General features: G+C 38.1%; 12 protein-coding genes and 1 tRNA gene. 6 read left to right on the top strand and 7 right to left on the bottom strand.

Annotated elements, in window-relative coordinates; translation table 11 throughout:
- Nucleotides 1-22: 22 nt before the first annotated feature.
- A complete protein-coding gene (locus U5907_01960) occupies nt 23-1,765 on the top strand; it encodes a phospho-sugar mutase (protein ID WRQ33422.1) in 1,743 nt (580 codons plus the stop codon).
- Here U5907_01960 and U5907_01955 read toward each other — a convergent pair.
- Genes U5907_01955 through U5907_01935 form a run of 5 tightly spaced genes read right to left on the bottom strand, consistent with a single transcriptional unit; the run spans nt 1,743 to nt 7,491 of the window.
- Nucleotides 1,743-3,728: a PAS domain S-box protein gene (locus U5907_01955; GenBank protein WRQ33421.1), complete on the bottom strand. Its 1,986-nt coding sequence runs from the start codon at nt 3,726-3,728 to the stop codon at nt 1,743-1,745. The two genes, U5907_01960 and U5907_01955, sit on opposite strands and share 23 nt — an antisense overlap.
- Nucleotides 3,729-3,734: 6 nt before the next feature.
- A complete protein-coding gene (pssA, locus tag U5907_01950) occupies nt 3,735-4,481 on the bottom strand; it encodes a CDP-diacylglycerol--serine O-phosphatidyltransferase (protein WRQ33420.1) in 747 nt (248 codons plus the stop codon).
- A 19-nt stretch (nt 4,482-4,500) separates the two neighbouring features.
- Nucleotides 4,501-5,616, bottom strand: coding sequence for a C1 family peptidase (locus U5907_01945; protein ID WRQ33419.1), 1,116 nt, complete (start codon nt 5,614-5,616; stop codon nt 4,501-4,503).
- Between the two features lie 4 nt (nt 5,617-5,620).
- Nucleotides 5,621-6,814, bottom strand: coding sequence for a C1 family peptidase (locus U5907_01940; protein ID WRQ33418.1), 1,194 nt, complete (start codon nt 6,812-6,814; stop codon nt 5,621-5,623).
- A 53-nt stretch (nt 6,815-6,867) separates the two neighbouring features.
- Entirely contained in the window at nt 6,868-7,491 is a 624-nt protein-coding gene (locus U5907_01935; protein ID WRQ33417.1) for a 7-carboxy-7-deazaguanine synthase QueE, read from the bottom strand.
- 117 nt (nt 7,492-7,608) lie between these two features.
- Here U5907_01935 and U5907_01930 point away from each other — a divergent pair, with 117 nt between their 5' ends.
- The gene (locus U5907_01930) at nt 7,609-9,741 is read left to right on the top strand and encodes an AAA family ATPase (protein ID WRQ33416.1); all 2,133 of its coding nucleotides are present in this window, start codon (nt 7,609-7,611) and stop codon (nt 9,739-9,741) included.
- Here the strand turns inward: U5907_01930 and U5907_01925 are convergent.
- Nucleotides 9,738-11,357, bottom strand: a complete 1,620-nt coding sequence (locus U5907_01925) for an AMP-binding protein (GenBank protein WRQ33415.1) — start codon at nt 11,355-11,357, stop codon at nt 9,738-9,740. The genes U5907_01930 and U5907_01925 overlap by 4 nt on opposite strands.
- 134 nt (nt 11,358-11,491) lie before the next feature.
- On the opposite strand from U5907_01925, the gene U5907_01920 reads away from it, so the two are divergent.
- From U5907_01920 to U5907_01905, 4 genes are all read left to right on the top strand, one after another.
- Nucleotides 11,492-11,995 carry a hypothetical protein gene (locus tag U5907_01920; protein ID WRQ33414.1) on the top strand — a complete coding sequence of 168 codons (504 nt, stop codon included), beginning with the start codon at nt 11,492-11,494 and terminating at the stop codon, nt 11,993-11,995.
- A 6-nt stretch (nt 11,996-12,001) separates the two neighbouring features.
- Entirely contained in the window at nt 12,002-13,276 is a 1,275-nt protein-coding gene (locus U5907_01915) for a tetratricopeptide repeat protein (GenBank protein WRQ33413.1), read from the top strand.
- Nucleotides 13,277-13,295: 19 nt separating this feature from the next.
- On the top strand, nt 13,296-14,195 hold the full coding sequence (locus U5907_01910; GenBank protein ID WRQ33412.1) for a DUF368 domain-containing protein: 900 nt from the start codon (nt 13,296-13,298) through the stop codon (nt 14,193-14,195).
- Between the two features lie 31 nt (nt 14,196-14,226).
- Nucleotides 14,227-14,300 (top strand) — tRNA-Arg (locus tag U5907_01905).
- 843 nt (nt 14,301-15,143) lie between these two features.
- Here the strand turns inward: U5907_01905 and U5907_01900 are convergent.
- Entirely contained in the window at nt 15,144-15,620 is a 477-nt protein-coding gene (locus U5907_01900) for a GNAT family N-acetyltransferase (GenBank protein ID WRQ33411.1), read from the bottom strand.
- Nucleotides 15,621-15,624 lie beyond the last annotated feature (4 nt).

The raw sequence follows: 15,624 nt of genomic DNA, 5'->3' as shown, positions 1-15,624 counted from the left end.
AATTTGTTAGAAAATGAATAGTATGGAGACAAATTATATGGATAAAGTCAAACAGTGGCTGGATGGCTCGTTTGACGAAGAGACAAAGGGCGAGATCAAGAGATTGATGAAAGATAACCCGGAGGAACTTAAAGAGTCCTTCTACAAGTCTCTTGAGTTTGGGACAGGAGGAATGAGAGGTATAATGGGAGTGGGGACCAACAGATTGAACAGGTACACTGTAGGTATGGCTACACAAGGTATTGCCAATTACATAAAGAGTGTTGTAAAAGGAAGAGAAAATCTGAGTGTGGCTATCTCATATGATACCAGGAATAACAGCAGAGAGTTTGCCGGGATAACCGCTTCTGTATTTGCTGCAAATGGGTTCAAAGTCTTTCTCTGTGATGATATAAGACCTACGCCTGTATTAAGTTTTGCAATAAGACACTACTCGTGCGTTGCAGGAGTAATGATAACAGCATCTCACAATCCGTCTGAATATAACGGATACAAGGCTTACTGGGAGGATGGTGCTCAAATCACATCACCTCATGACACAAATATTATTAAAGAAGTTGAGAAGATTACAGATATTTCACAAGTGAAATTTTCCGGTCCTCTTTCTGAAATTCACCTGGTGGGCAGAGAACTTGATGAGGCTTACCTTAAATCAATTCTGTCACTCACTTTATCGAAGGAGATGGTTAAGAGGCATAGCGATATTAAAATTGTTTTTACTCCTTTGCACGGAACTGGTGTAAAGATTGTTCCAAGGGCATTGAGAGAGGCAGGTTTTAGAAATATCGTAACAATTCCGGAGCAGGATGTTAGTGATGGAAATTTCCCTACAGTTAAATCACCAAATCCCGAAGAGAGTTCAGCACTTAAAATGGCTCTGGAAATGGCAGAGAAAACGAGAGCTGATTTAGTTATGGCAACCGATCCTGATGCCGATAGAATTGGAATAGCAGTGCGAGACAAAAGAGGGGAGATGATTCTCCTTAACGGAAACCAGATGGCTTCAATTTTGTCATACTATATTTTGGAGAGGTGGCGTGATACAGGTAAACTGAAAGAGGGAGATAATCCTGATTTTTACATGGTCAAGACCATCGTAACTACTGATCTTTTAAAGAGTATGGCAGACCACTATGGTGTGGAAATTTTCAATGTTCTCACCGGTTTCAAATACATTGCTGAAGTGGTAAGAAAGCACGAAGGAAAGAGGACATTTATATGTGGAGGAGAGGAGAGTTATGGCTTCAATATTGGAGAATTCGTAAGAGACAAAGATGCTGTCATCTCTGCCGTTCTTATTGCTGAAGCTGCTGCCTGGGCAGCAGAGAGAGATTTAAATCTGTATGATATATTATTGGAAATTTACACGAAGTTTGGACTCTATAAGGAGAGATTGCTTTCAGTTACCAAGAAGGGTATAAATGGATCAGAGCAGATTTCTGAAATTATGAAAAGCCTGAGAGAGAGCCCTCTTCAAAAACTTGTGGATTCTGATATAGTTTTGATTCATGATTATTTAAAATCAGAGAGTGTTGATATGATCAGTGATTTAAGATTCAAGATAAATCTGCCAAAATCCAATGTTCTGCAGTATGTTAGCTCAGATAACAGCATTGTCTCAGTAAGACCTTCAGGTACGGAGCCCAAGATAAAATATTACTTTGGCGTAAAAGAGAGCCTCAGTAAAATTGAAGACTACGATTTAGTAAGTAAAAATTTAGAAGATAGACTTAATAAAATGGTTAGTCAAATTGAGAAGCTCTGAACGGGATTGTAAAAATAAACTCTGAACCTGTTCCGGGAACTGAATTAAGGGATATCTTGCCCTTCATAAGATCAAGGTATCCCTTTACTATTGATAATCCAATACCTGCACCTTCAACGCTTTTTGATTCATCAACTCTTGTGAACCTCTCAAATATCTTCTCCTGTTTGTCTTTGGATATTCCAATCCCTGTATCTCTGACAAAACATTCAGCATAATCTCTCTTAATCCTGTAGCCAACAGTTATTGTGCCTTCACAAGAGTATTTAATTGCATTTTTTACAAGGTTACTATATATTGCATATATCTTCTCCTGATCTCCACTGATAATATGTTTTTGTGAAAGATCTGGCATATCTGTGAAAATATGCATCCCCTTTTTTTCAACTTCGGGCTTAAACACTCCTGCTATTTCGTATAACAGTCCTTTCATATCTACCTCTCCGATACTTAAGGATACTATTCCTGCCTCAATTTTTGAAATGTTAATAATATCATTTATTGTTCCAAGCATTCGGTTTCCGCTTTTTTCAATAATCTCAATATATTCCCTCCTCTCATCGCCAGTGGTATCCGGATCCTGAAGTAGTTCAATAAATCCCATAATACTATTCATTGGAGTTCTTATTTCGTGACTTATATTCTGAAGAAAAGCTGTTTTCAGACGATCACTCTCCTCTGCTCTCTCCTTAGCCTCAATCAGGTCTCCAATTAGTTTTTTCCGGTCAGTAATATCCTCTTTAACTCCTACATAGTTTATAATTTTACCTTCATCGTTAAAAATTGGAGAGATGGATACATCTTCCCAATAGAACTCTCCATTTTTTTTCTTGTTTTTAATCTCTCCTCTCCATTCGCCCCCGGAAGAAATAGTGCTCCACAAATTATGATACATCTCTTTTGAGTGCGTTCCTGAATTAAGAATCCTTGGGTTTGATCCAATAACTTCGTTTATTTCATATCCTGTTAGTTCGGAGAATTTTGGGTTAACAAATTCAATTTTTCCTGAGGCGTCAGTTATTAAAACTGATGCGGGAGATTGAATAACAGCAATGTTAAGTTTGTGTGATGCCTCCTCTGCAGATTTAATTTCCATGAAATTTGCAATTTCATTTGCTACAATTTCAATAATCTCAATGTCAAGTTTGGAAAATGCATCTTTTGAATTGTAATTCTGTATGACAATAGCCCCAGTTATGGTATCTCCGCATTTAATTGGTGAGCCAAGCCATACCTGAGATACGGTTCCCATAAGAGCTACTTTACCCTCGTTACTAAGTTCAATAATATCGTCATAATAATATATTGCTGCTTTCTTACCTCTTAACATGTATCCGGTTAGAGACATATTCTCGGGAAAAGACTCAATTCTCTCATTTTCATCAGTCATTCCTGCAACCTTAAGTAATTTTCTCTCCTCATCGTAAAATGCAATAAAGAGATTATTTACCTCCATTACAGTATTAAGTTCTCTTACAATTGTGTTGTAGTAGTCAGTGAATGAGTTTGACGAGACCACAGAGTTTGCTAGATTTCTCTGTACCTTCAGAACCATATCAGAACGCCTTTTCTCAGTATTATCCTGAGATGATACTACAATTGTATCCTTTCCGTTAGTACCTCCCGGTAAGAGCCTGTATTTATGTTCAGCGAATTTATAGTAACCCTCTTTTGTAAGGAGTAAAGATTCTGCCCTGCCTTTGCTGTCGTTTATAAGCTGAGTGAATATTTGCTCTTTAATCTTGCTTCTTTCAGATGGGTGGAGAAGGTTATAAAATGAAGTGTCAATTAGTTCATCTTTCTGAAAACCAAGGATTTCATGGTATGCCTCATTGCAAAAGATTATCTTGCCGTCAAGATCAATATTTGCAATCATGTTGAAGCTATTGTCCAGGATGGACATTAACTCCCTCTTCTTCATAAGAAGTTTAATGTTTTCCAATTCAGCGTTTAGTTCTTTCACAATAAATCAGATGTTTCTGGATATAAGATAGTTAAGAAGATTAAATATAATGTATGAGATGAAGATAAGAACTACCCATCCGGACCAGATAACAGACAAAAAAGCAAATATTACAGCAGAGATAAAACCAAAGATGATAAAGCTGTAAACGGTTTTATTTTCGCTCCACTTCAAGGACCTGAATTTTAGAGAGAACATTGGAATTTCAGCAACTAGCAATGTGGATAGTATTAATGAAAGAAGAGGCCAAAACCAGAGGTCGTATTCAATATTTTCAAAAACATTATTAACATTTGTAAAATGAATAAGTCCAATAATAAGCAGTGCATTTGCCGGAGTAGGTAATCCGATAAATCCCGAACTCTGCCTGGTGTCTATATTAAATTTTGCAAGTCTTAAAGCTGAAAAAAGTACAATTATCACAGGAATATAAGAAAGAAAAGAGAGAGCCGTTTGATAAGCAGAGCCATCAGTTACGACTCCCAAAATTCTTTCATAGCGATTCATAATCAAAACGGCCGGAACCATACCAAAACTTATTAAATCGGCTAAAGAATCAAGCTCTTTTCCCATTGGGGAGTATGCTTTTAATAATCTTGCCGAAAACCCATCAAGGAAATCAAATAGTGCGGCAACTAAAACACAATATACAGCCCAAATCTCTTCCCCCCTGAAAGAAAAAGTGACGGCTAATACTCCGCATAAAAGATTAAGAGATGTGATAAAGTTTGGTATAGAACCCCTTATTTTCATTATGTTGAAATATTTTTAATTAGAAATTGAGTTTTTTTCTGATCTCTTTTGGAATTGAGTTCTTGTGAACCATAATGGAAATACTTTTTGCTCTGACAAAACTTTCTGACATATTAAGATAGCCACCCATTGAGTTTCTTTCTGTTCCCCATGAGTTTTTAGTGATATAGTATTTATTCCCATTCTGGTCTTTACTTATACCTGTAAGAAGCATCAGGTGATCATCTGTTGTTGTGAAATTCTCATAACCGGTTTGCCTGATTTTTTGATCAACAGAGATCTCTTTACATATTTTTTCAAACTTCAGAGCCTCTTCAATATTTTCCTGAACTGGATTAATTGCAACTCCGTTCTTATGAGAAAATCCTTTCTCACTTACATCACCATCCCAGCAAACAGCATAACCATTTGACAGAGAGTTGTCAATTATTGCCATAAAATCTTCAAGAGGTACATTCCAAAATCTTCCAAAATCCCAGTTATCAGGAACTTCTATTACGGATTTTTCATAGAAAGGAATATGAGAAAGAGATGTAATTTCAACATAGTCATCCATATTTAATCCCATTTCTGAAGCGAATGAGAGTGGAGTGTATTCTTTACCTCTATAGTTGAATTTTTCAGGAACCTTACCCAAATATGTGTCAAGTATTGACTCAGCAAGAATGTCATATTGAGGGCTTTTCTGTTTCAGCTCAACAGCTGCTGCTGAAAAGGCAGTGATATATTTATTAAGTTCTCTGTGATTATTTAATTCTGATTGATAATTAATCCCATTGTATGCCTCCTGAGGAATCATACCATGTCTCTTTACGATATTTGTAAACATATGGGCAAGGCTTCCCTGACCAAGATTACCATTCCCTCTTCTAAGGTAATTATCGTTCATTTTATTTAAGTAGTTAATTCGCACAGCAAACATTTCTGAGATATCGTGCTCTCCTTTACCATTTCTCAGGAGCTCAGATTCAATAAAGGCTGCGGTTGCATAACTCCAGCAAGTCCCGCTTGAGGCTTGATTTTTAACCGGCGTAGCAGGTACTTTCACTACATCTGTGAAAATATAACCTTGTGCAAAAGATGTAAAAGCTGATGATAGTAATAATATACTAACAGCAATAAGAAGTTTTTTCATTTGATTAGAGATTAAGTTTTTTAAGTATATCTTTAGGTATGGCATTTCTGTGAACAACAATATTCATTGTTTTATAGCGAAGGAAAGTCTCTGATACAAACCATAACCCTTTGTAGTCACCTGCCTCGCCCCAGCTGTTTTTGACCATGTAAAATTTATCGCCACTCTTCTCTTTAGCAACTCCATAGATATGCATTCCGTGATCATCAGTTGTCTGCAAATTATCAAATCCAATTTGCCTTAAATCTTGAGAAATAATTTTTTCCTTAACTACATTCTCAAGAGAGTAGATTTTTGAATCAATCTCATTTTTACTCATCCCAAGCCACCTCTCCTGATCTGATCCAGACATATTTTTTGTGTCAGTCTCGGGAATAACAGCAATACCCTTCCTTGTGAACCCTTTTTCACTTACATCGGATGCCCATAAAACAGTGTACCCGTTTTCCAATGAGTTGTTTATAATGGACATAAGCTCGTCTAAAGGGAGGTTAAAAGATTTGTCCCATCTCCAGTTATCCGGAATTTCCAGGGCAAATGATGAATAAAAAGGATGATGAGTATAAGAGGTCAGAGAAATATAATCATCGGCATTAATCCCCAGAGATTGGGCAAAGCTTGAAGGTGTATGCTTTTTCCCCTGGTAAGTGAATTCTTTTGGAACCTCGCCCAAATAGGCATCAATTATCCCTTTTGCCCCTTTTTTCCAGGCTGTTGACAGTTTTCCATTTGGGTTTCTAACTATTGACTTAACATAACCGGATAAGGCTGCATCCAGTTCGTTATGTACATGTGACTCCTCTCCGTACTGAAGACCATTCATAACCTCCTCCGGAACGATACCATAATTTTTCCAAACATAAAGTGCATCACCAAAAGAGCTTCCGGGAGCCATATTGATATTTCCTCCTGTTCTGATATATTTTTCTGTTTTATCAAAGTACGAGTTTGATACTACAAACATCTCAGAGAGGTCATGAGTCCCTCTCCCCAAACGGATTATTTCTGACTCAATAAAAGAGATTGTTGAGAAACTCCAGCAAGTACTGGTGCGGTTTTGATTTTTTACGGATGTTACAGGGAGCTCTTTAATTACGGAGAACTCATAGGCTGTGGAACCTTTTATCTGTGAGTAAATATTGTTTGAGAATATTATAAATACAGATGAAAAGATGAGTAAAAATGATGATTTTTTCACAATTTGTAAGTTTTTTGTTTAACTCTCAAAGTTATGAAAAAACAACAAAAGAATTAAGGAATGTTCATGAATTTATGAGTCTGGAGTGATATTCTCCAAACCGGATTAGATTTAATAAATTCCACAATAACCGGGAGCATGCTGTGGCTTTTGCTCCATTCAGGCTGAAGATAGAGATGACACTCCGGAGTTACCCGTTTCCTGTTAAATTCTGCCCACTCAAAATCCTCTTCTGATTCAATTATAACCTTTAGCTCAGATGCCACTTGATGAATATTTCCAACAGGAGGTTTCTTCTTTTTTGGAGAGAGACAGATCCAGTCAAAAGTTCCGCTTAGAGGTGAAGAACCGGATGTTTCCAGAAAAATCTCCATTCCCTCTTTCTTTAGTAAGTCACATAGTTTGTCCAAAGGGTAATTAAGAGGCTCTCCGCCTGTTAATACAATTGATTTAGCCGAGAAAGAGGAGGCCTGGGTTACGATATCTCTTATATCCACCGGGGGATGAAGAGCCGGGTTCCATGTCTCTTTTGCGTCGCACCAGCTACACCCTACATCGCATCCTCCAAGTCTTATAAAAAAGGCTGCTCTGCCAGTATTAAAGCCTTCTCCCTGAATAGTGTAAAAGCTTTCTACAAGTGGCAAAAGGGCTCCATCCTCAAGTATCGGGAACTTCATTGTCATTTTTTTTGCAAAGTTAATATTTATGGAATAATTATATGTGCCGTTTTGTCAGAAACAGTCAGGTGGCAGATTTGTTGTAATAAATGATAATAAAACAGAGGAGAATTGAAAATGAACAAGCAAAATTATAATGCGCTTGATACATATGCTGTAAATTTAAATAAACAGGCTGCATCAGGCAAACTTGACCCTGTAATAGGGAGGGATGAAGAGATCAGAAGGGTACTCCAGATCTTAAGCAGAAGAACTAAGAATAATCCCATACTGGTAGGTGAGCCGGGAGTGGGAAAGACAGCTATTGCCGAGGGAATTGCACAACGAATTGTAAGGGGAGATGTCCCTGAAAACCTTAAGTCAAGAATGATTTACTCACTGGATATGGGTGCCTTGATAGCGGGCGCAAAATATAAAGGAGAGTTTGAAGAGAGGCTTAAATCTGTTGTAAAAGAGGTTATTGAAAGTGCCGGCGAGGTAATTATGTTCATTGATGAGATTCACACACTTGTAGGTGCCGGTAGAAGCGACGGAGCAATGGATGCGGCCAATATCCTGAAACCTGCATTAGCCAGGGGTGAACTTAGGGCTGTAGGTTCAACAACACTCAATGAGTATCAAAAGTATTTTGAGCAAGATAAGGCTTTGGAGAGACGCTTTCAGACAGTAATGGTTGATGAACCATCTCCTTCAGAGGCTGTCTCGATTCTTAGAGGACTTAAAGAGAGATACGAAAACCACCATAAAGTACAAATTAAAGACGATGCGATAATTGCCGCAGTGGATTTGTCGCACAGGTATATTACAAACAGATATTTGCCGGATAAAGCTATTGACTTGATTGACGAAGCTGCTTCAAAACTGAGGATGGCAATGAATTCGGTCCCAGAAGAGATTGATGAACTTAACAGAAGGATAATGCAGCTGGAGATTGAGAGGGAGGCTATTAAAAGAGAGGGAGATAAAGAGAAAGTTGCTGAGCTTACCAAAGAGATAGATGGATTATCTGCAGAAAGGGGCTCTAAAAATGCAATTTGGGAAAAGGAGAGGGGGTTGATAGAGCAGGTACAGAAGAAGAAAGTTGAGATTGAGGAGCTGAGATTTAAGGCACAGGAGGCAGAAAGATCAGGGGACTACGGAAAAGTTGCAGAATTAAGGTATGGTAAAATAGTGGCTGCAGAAAAAGAGATAGAGACTTTGATGAAGGAAAAATCGGCATCTGAATTATCTATGATTAATGAATATGTGGAGGCAGAGGATATTGCCGAGGTTGTCTCCAAATGGACTGGTATCCCCGTCAGAAGAATGCTTGAAAGTGAAAAGGAGAAACTTCTTAGAATGGAGGATGCACTGCACAGGAGGATAGTTGGACAGGACGAAGCCATAGAAGCTGTTTCAGATGCAATAAGAAGGAGCAGGGCGGGCCTCCAGGATGTTAAAAGGCCCATTGGATCATTCCTCTTTCTGGGGACCACAGGGGTTGGTAAGACCGAACTTGCCAAGGCTTTGGCTGAATTTATGTTTAATGATGAAAATCTGATTACAAGAATTGATATGAGTGAATATCAGGAGAGACATTCTGTTTCAAGACTTGTGGGAGCTCCTCCTGGGTATATTGGATATGATGAGGGCGGACAGCTGACTGAGGCTGTGAGAAGAAAACCATATTCTGTTGTTCTTCTTGACGAAATAGAGAAGGCTCACCCGGATGTATTCAATATCCTTCTTCAGGTACTCGATGAGGGCAGGCTAACCGATAATAAAGGCAGGACGGCAGATTTCAGAAATACTGTACTTATAATGACTTCAAATGCAGGTTCTGTAATTATTCAGGACAACCTCTCCAGATTAAATGATTTAAACAGGGAGGAGCTTTTAGATAAGACCAGAGCTGAGGTTATGGAGTTATTAAAAAGTAATGTCAGGCCAGAGTTTCTTAACAGGATAGATGAAATCATCATGTTCCACCCTCTCACCAAATCAGATATAAGAGAGATAGTGAAGATGCAGTTGAAGGGTATAAGTGCAATGATGTTGGAAAAAGGGTTAAGACTAGAGTTTTCCGAGTATGCAATGGAGTACCTCTGCAGTAAAGGTTATGACCCTGCATATGGAGCCAGACCAGTTAAAAGAGTACTTCAAAAAGAGCTTGTTAATGAACTGGCAAAAGAGATTCTTAAAGGTGATCTAAATAAAGATAAACCAGTTATAGTTGACTATTTTGACGATCTTTTGGTTTTCAGAAACTAAGAGTATAAATATCGTTTGATTTTTTGAGTAGCCGTCTTTTCAAAAGGGACGGCTTGTTCAATTATATCAAGTATTCTTGATGATTTATTTACTCTTGAATTTACGTACTCTAAGAGCTCTTTTTTTACTTCACTTACTCTTTGTTCCATATTGATGATTGCCTCATCATTAAAGGTATGTAGTTTTTCAATTTGCTCATAATTGTAGTGGACCATAGCTGTCAGTTTCCCTTTTGTATTTATAACGAGAGATTCAAGTACCAGATCGTGCTCGTTTATAACAGCCTCTATCTCCTCAGGGTATATGTTCTCTCCATTAGGCCCAACAATCATGTTGTCCTTCCTCCCCTTTATGTATAGGTTCCCTTTTTTATCTATATAGCCCAAATCCTTTGTGCGGAACCATCCATCTTCTGTAAAGCAAGTTGCAGTAGTATCAGGATCTTTGTAATAACCAATCATAACATTGGGCCCTTTAACTACTATTTCGCCAATACCCTTTTTGTTGGGATTAAGAATTTTCATCTCAATATCCGGAAGCTGAGGTCCGGTTGATTGCCAGGTAACCTTACCCGGTATTGCCCCTGCAAGAAGTGGAGATGTTTCGGTGAGGCCATATCCTATACCGTAAGGGAATCCTGCGTCAGCCAGAAATCGCTCAACAACACCGTCAAGCTTTGATCCGCCTATACCAAAAAATCTTAGTCTGCCCCCAAAAGTCTGGCAAAGTTTTTTCCCTGCAATTTTATGAAATGCTCTTCTGATAAAGTGGATAGAATAGAGAACCTGCATAATCCAGTTCTTTGTAAACATTGGCCTGATCTTATTCTTATACAGTTTTTCAACAATAAGCGGTACACTGAGCATTATTGTCGGCTTAACCTCAGCGAGGGCCGGCAATAATAAAGATGGAGTAGGGGCACCGTCGAGGTAGACAACCTGAGCGCCTCTGCTGAAGGGTAGAATTAATCCCAGACTGCATTCGTATGCATGAGAAAGAGGCAGAATTGAAAGGAAAACATCCTCTTTAAACATAGGCAGTAATCTGTTTGCCATATAATTTTGGGATACCAGGTTTCTGTGCGATAGAGTTACACCTTTTGATGTACCGGAAGTCCCCGATGTATAAATAATAGTTGCTACATCTGATGGATCAGGAAGCTCGTTAACAACATATTTTAAGTCATCTTTTGCCGAAACCACTTCAAGGGAATCCATATTAACCACTAGTGTAAAACTCTCCAGAATGTTTTTGGATAATTTATAATGGAGCTTTTCTGATACTATTATAACTGTTGCCTCAGAGTGTTCAATAACATTTGCGATTTCAAAAGCTGTAAAGTCGGGTAAAATGGGAACGGCAACCCTTGCAGAGGTAGTAATTGCGAAATATGAGACGGCCCAATTGGGCATATTATTTCCCAGAATTACAACTTTCTCACCTTTATTTATCCCGTGTTTATTTAGAAGTTCTGTCAGTCTCTCTACTCTCTCACCAAACTGACCATATGTAAGTCTCTCTTTTCTAATTGTTGAAAAAGCATCTCTCTCTTTAAAGTCTATTAAACTTTTTGTGTAGATGTCTGCCAGGCTCATTCCTAATACCTCACTTATCATAACATCATCTTTTAGAATCTATACAAAGATAGAAAAAAGCAATATAATAGAATGGTTGCCAATGGTCCGATTTTTGTTAAATTTGTTCGGATTATAATTTATAAGAGGGGATGTTTTTTAAAAAGAAATTACAAATGAAGGCAATCGGGAGGCTTCCAAAAAGAGGCGTCTCTTGCTTTACCCCTTTTAATAAAGCTAAATCAGTAGTTTTTATATTTGATCCTGATGAGACGGGTATTGAGGATGCCATTAACTATCTTGAAGAGATTTTAAAAGGCAGGGGGATTAACTGGAAAGGTATAATACTGGATAAAAGTAATAAAAGGGGAGCTGATTTTTCTCCAAGAGCTGATTTTATTCTTGTGTCAAAGAAAGAGATTGGGTTTAACGGTGTTCCCCGAAACATTGAAAAACTATTTCCGGCAGATACAGAGTATGATATTTTGCTGGATTTCTCAACTGAAAATGAGTTTACTTCAAGTTATATTTCCCGCTTTGTGTCAGCTAAATTCAAGATTGGAAGATATTGTTCCGGGGATGACTCACCTTTTGATTTGATTACAAAAACATCAGATCAAACGCCATTAAGTTTTCTTAAACAAACAATACATTATCTAGAATCTATTAAACCGGCATAATCAAGTATGATTGACGATTTTTTTAATACTGGGGGAGACGATGAGCTGGAGGATATAACCCGGTTAGTGGATCTTTGTGTGGAGGCATTTAATTCAGGGTCTCTTAACTCTCTTAAATTTACAGAAGAGGAGTTTGATTTGTTAATAAATCACTTCCTTAATGAAGCTGAGGATCAGATTCTCTATGAACTTTCAAGGATGGCTTATGAGCAACATCCTTACTCAGCAGACATAGGAATGAAATATGCCGATGTCCTTATTGTTAACAGGGAGACAGAGAGGGCAAAAGAGATTCTCTCTGTTTTAATTGACAAAGTACCTCATAATGGTGATATCTATTTCTTATTTGCAAGAGCATTTATTAGAGAGAGCAACTCAGACCTTGCAGCAATCTCTTTAAAGAAAGCAGCTGATTTATCACCTGAGGATGCCTCAGATATGTATCATACAGCAGCACAAGACTGTATCGATATGAATGATTTTCAAAGTGCACTCAATTATCTGAAATCAACAGCAGAGATAGATGGAGAGACTCCTGAACTATTGAATGATATTGCATTTTGTTATGAACGAATGGGCGATTTTTCAAAAAGCCTCAGATACTATGAGAGATATCTGGATGAAGATCCCTTTAATGACAATGTCTGGTTCAATGTTGGAACGATTCATGCCAGAGATCTCAGGTTTGAGAAGGCAATTGAGGCATTTGATTATGCAATAGCATTGAATCCATCCAACTCTTCTGTGCTTTACAACAAAGCAATCGTTTATGTCAATACTGATAACTTTCAGAAAGGGATTGAAACTTTTACAGAATTCCTTTCGCAGGAACCTGGAAATTTATTCGCTCTTATCGGAATAGCAGATGCCTTTCTTGCTATGGATAATCTTGTTGATGCCGATAAATTTTTCAGAGAGGCACTGGTAATCGATAAAGACAATAATGAGGCAAACACCGGCCTTGCATTTATAAGTATGCTGAGACACGATCAATTCAGCTCTCTTGTCTTCCTGAGGAGAGTCATTGGAAGAGAGGAGACTGATTATAACTTTCTTGCACATCAGCTAAATATTACATTCAAGAGAACTTCCCTGCCGGAATTTCTTCTTTTTTATGCAATCTCACAATACTATCTCAGAAACAGAGAGCAATTTAATATCAGTGTTGAAAGACTTGCCTCAATTGATCAATTGTGGGTAAGAAAAATTACAGAACTAGTTCCAAAGCTTAAAAGTGACAAACACTACTCCGCAATAATGCGGAAGTATCTAATAAAATAACCTCTATCAAAAACTATAAATGAGAAAATATTTTTTGACCTTTCTTAAAGGAGTAGGAATGGGTGCAGCAGATGTAATACCGGGCGTGTCCGGTGGAACAATTGCTTTTCTTACAGGTATTTACTCTGAATTGTTAAACTCAATTAAATCAATAAGCTGGACAAATTTGAAGCTTCTTCTAAACGGAAGGTTTAAAGAGTTTTCAGAATCAATAAACTTAAAGTTTCTGCTTGCCGTGGGAGGGGGGATACTATTAAGCATATTCTCATTAGCAAGACTGATGCAATATTTGCTTGTTCATCAACCTATACCTCTCTGGTCCTTTTTTATGGGATTGATAGCAGCATCTGCAATATATGTACTAAGAGAGATAGGAAAATGGAAGTTATCCCATTATTTGTCTCTTATTGCAGGGATTGCTGTTGCGGCCTGGATTTGCCTTGTCTCTCCAAGCCAAACAACAGAGGCGTACTGGTTTATTTTCCTGTCAGGTGCAATAGCTATATGTGCTATGATACTTCCCGGAATTTCCGGAAGCTTTATTCTGCTTCTAATGGGCAAATACGCATTTATCATGAAAGCTGTTACAGAATTAAATATTCCAGTATTATTAACATTTGCCGCCGGAGCTGCAATTGGAATAATTAGCTTTTCCCACTTCCTTACCTGGCTTTTGAAAAAATATTATAAACCAACTTTATGTATTCTTGCCGGGTTTATGATTGGCTCCCTGGTAAAAGTTTGGCCTTGGAAAAGGGTTATTGATGAAGCTTCTCACATAGACAGACCTATTCTTCCCGGTCATTTTGAAACTCTTACCGGTGAACCAGCCCGGCTCACTCTTGCTTTTCTCTTTATAGCTATTGGTTTTTCCATTGTGTTTATAATTGAATTTATGGCTAAATCCTTGAAGAAATAAAAAAATTTGCTATCTTTGCACTCCTCAATAGGGTTCGGTAGCTCAGTTGGATAGAGCAACAGCCTTCTAAGCTGTGGGTCTTGGGTTCGAATCCCAACCGAATCACAAAGAAAAAACTAAAGCTGTGCATTGCACAGCTTTTTTTATTTACCGGTGCTGCCCGCATGCAAATGCATTTGCTGCGGCTTCACCGGTAAATAAAAATGGCAAAGCCATTTAGTTTTTTCTTTGTAAGAGCCCCCCACCAGGGATCACCGAGCTTTAGCGAGGTAATCCCAACGGTGAAAAAATGGTGTATGCCCCCCACCAGGGATCACCGAGCTTCAGCGAGGTAATCCCAACGGTAGAAAAAGAAATGGTGTGTGCCCCACCAGGGATCACCGAGCTTTACTAAAGTTTCCCACGTCAAAGACCAGAAGTAAACTATATACCCGCACTGCTGTAACATGCTGATTACATAAACATAAGCAATCCACCTGTCAGGTGACCTGACAGGTGGATTGTCTATACATTTATAATCTGAGACTTAGAACCGCACGGGTTTCGCAAAAATCATTTGCCGAATGGCCAACTCAGGCCGGGCGGGCGGGTATCCACCAAGCCTCATGCCCGGCACGGGTTGACAGGGATATTCGTATATGTGCTTTAAAGATAAGTAACTGGAAATTGCTTTTTGAAAAACTTTTAATAAAACCAATTTTTAAATACCTAACTTACTGTTAGATAAACAAATATCCCTGTCAAACCACCGCCTCCTGCCAAGTCTAAAAGGTACTTCGCAGTTTATACTACCGGTTCCTGGCCGGTTATACGACATACTCGCACCGCTGTAACTCTCAGTAGATCTGCAAAAAGCACTTTTACTTGACATGTGATATGTCATGCGATAAATTCACCTGTAAATTATAGGAATAATATCATAATGCACATGTGGGAAACTTTAGAGCTTTAGCGAGGTAATCCCAACTCTAATACTGGGTAGATAGGATCACTGAATCCGAAACTTCTGTATAAAGCCTCACCATCTTTAGATGTATGAAGAGAAACCTTACTTATTCCCCTCCTTTCAGCCTCATTAAGGAGCTCCTTTAAAATCAAAGATGAGTATCCTTTTCTCCTTTCATCAGGTAATGTGTACATATTCAGAATCTCTCCCTCCAGATAAAACGGCCTGTTTATATCTCCCGGAATCCTTTTAATTATCATTCCGCCAAACCCAAGCACCCTGTTATCAATAACAGCCATAAATGCAAAAAATGTATCCGTTCTAATTACTTCAGAAAAATATCGTAATAATTCTGAATGAAGCCTTAACTTGTATTCATCAGATATATCACCTTGCATTTCAGTCAGGTAATCAATTCTGTATTTTGTTAGAATTTCAATATCATTTTGTCCGATTAATCGTATTTCTATACTGCCCATATTC

It is taken from the genome of Bacteroidales bacterium MB20-C3-3 (assembly GCA_035609245.1).
Classification (GTDB): Bacteria; Bacteroidota; Bacteroidia; order Bacteroidales; family UBA932; genus Bact-08.
Note: the sequence above shows the minus strand (reverse complement) of the source record. Positions and strands in the feature narration are given on the sequence as shown.

Bases quoted from the DNA above. Each gene is read 5' to 3' on its own strand.
- U5907_01960 (WRQ33422.1), top strand. From the start codon at position 23: ATGGAGACAAATTATATGGATAAAGTCAAACAGTGGCTGGATGGCTCG.
- pssA (WRQ33420.1), bottom strand. From the start codon at position 4,481: ATGAAAATAAGGGGTTCTATACCAAACTTTATCACATCTCTTAATCTT.
- U5907_01945 (WRQ33419.1), bottom strand. From the start codon at position 5,616: ATGAAAAAACTTCTTATTGCTGTTAGTATATTATTACTATCATCAGCT.
- U5907_01925 (WRQ33415.1), bottom strand. From the start codon at position 11,357: ATGATAAGTGAGGTATTAGGAATGAGCCTGGCAGACATCTACACAAAA.
- U5907_01900 (WRQ33411.1), bottom strand. From the start codon at position 15,620: ATGGGCAGTATAGAAATACGATTAATCGGACAAAATGATATTGAAATT.
- U5907_01910 (WRQ33412.1), top strand. From the start codon at position 13,296: ATGAGAAAATATTTTTTGACCTTTCTTAAAGGAGTAGGAATGGGTGCA.
- U5907_01920 (WRQ33414.1), top strand. From the start codon at position 11,492: ATGAAGGCAATCGGGAGGCTTCCAAAAAGAGGCGTCTCTTGCTTTACC.
- U5907_01915 (WRQ33413.1), top strand. From the start codon at position 12,002: ATGATTGACGATTTTTTTAATACTGGGGGAGACGATGAGCTGGAGGAT.
- U5907_01930 (WRQ33416.1), top strand. From the start codon at position 7,609: ATGAACAAGCAAAATTATAATGCGCTTGATACATATGCTGTAAATTTA.
- U5907_01935 (WRQ33417.1), bottom strand. From the start codon at position 7,491: ATGAAGTTCCCGATACTTGAGGATGGAGCCCTTTTGCCACTTGTAGAA.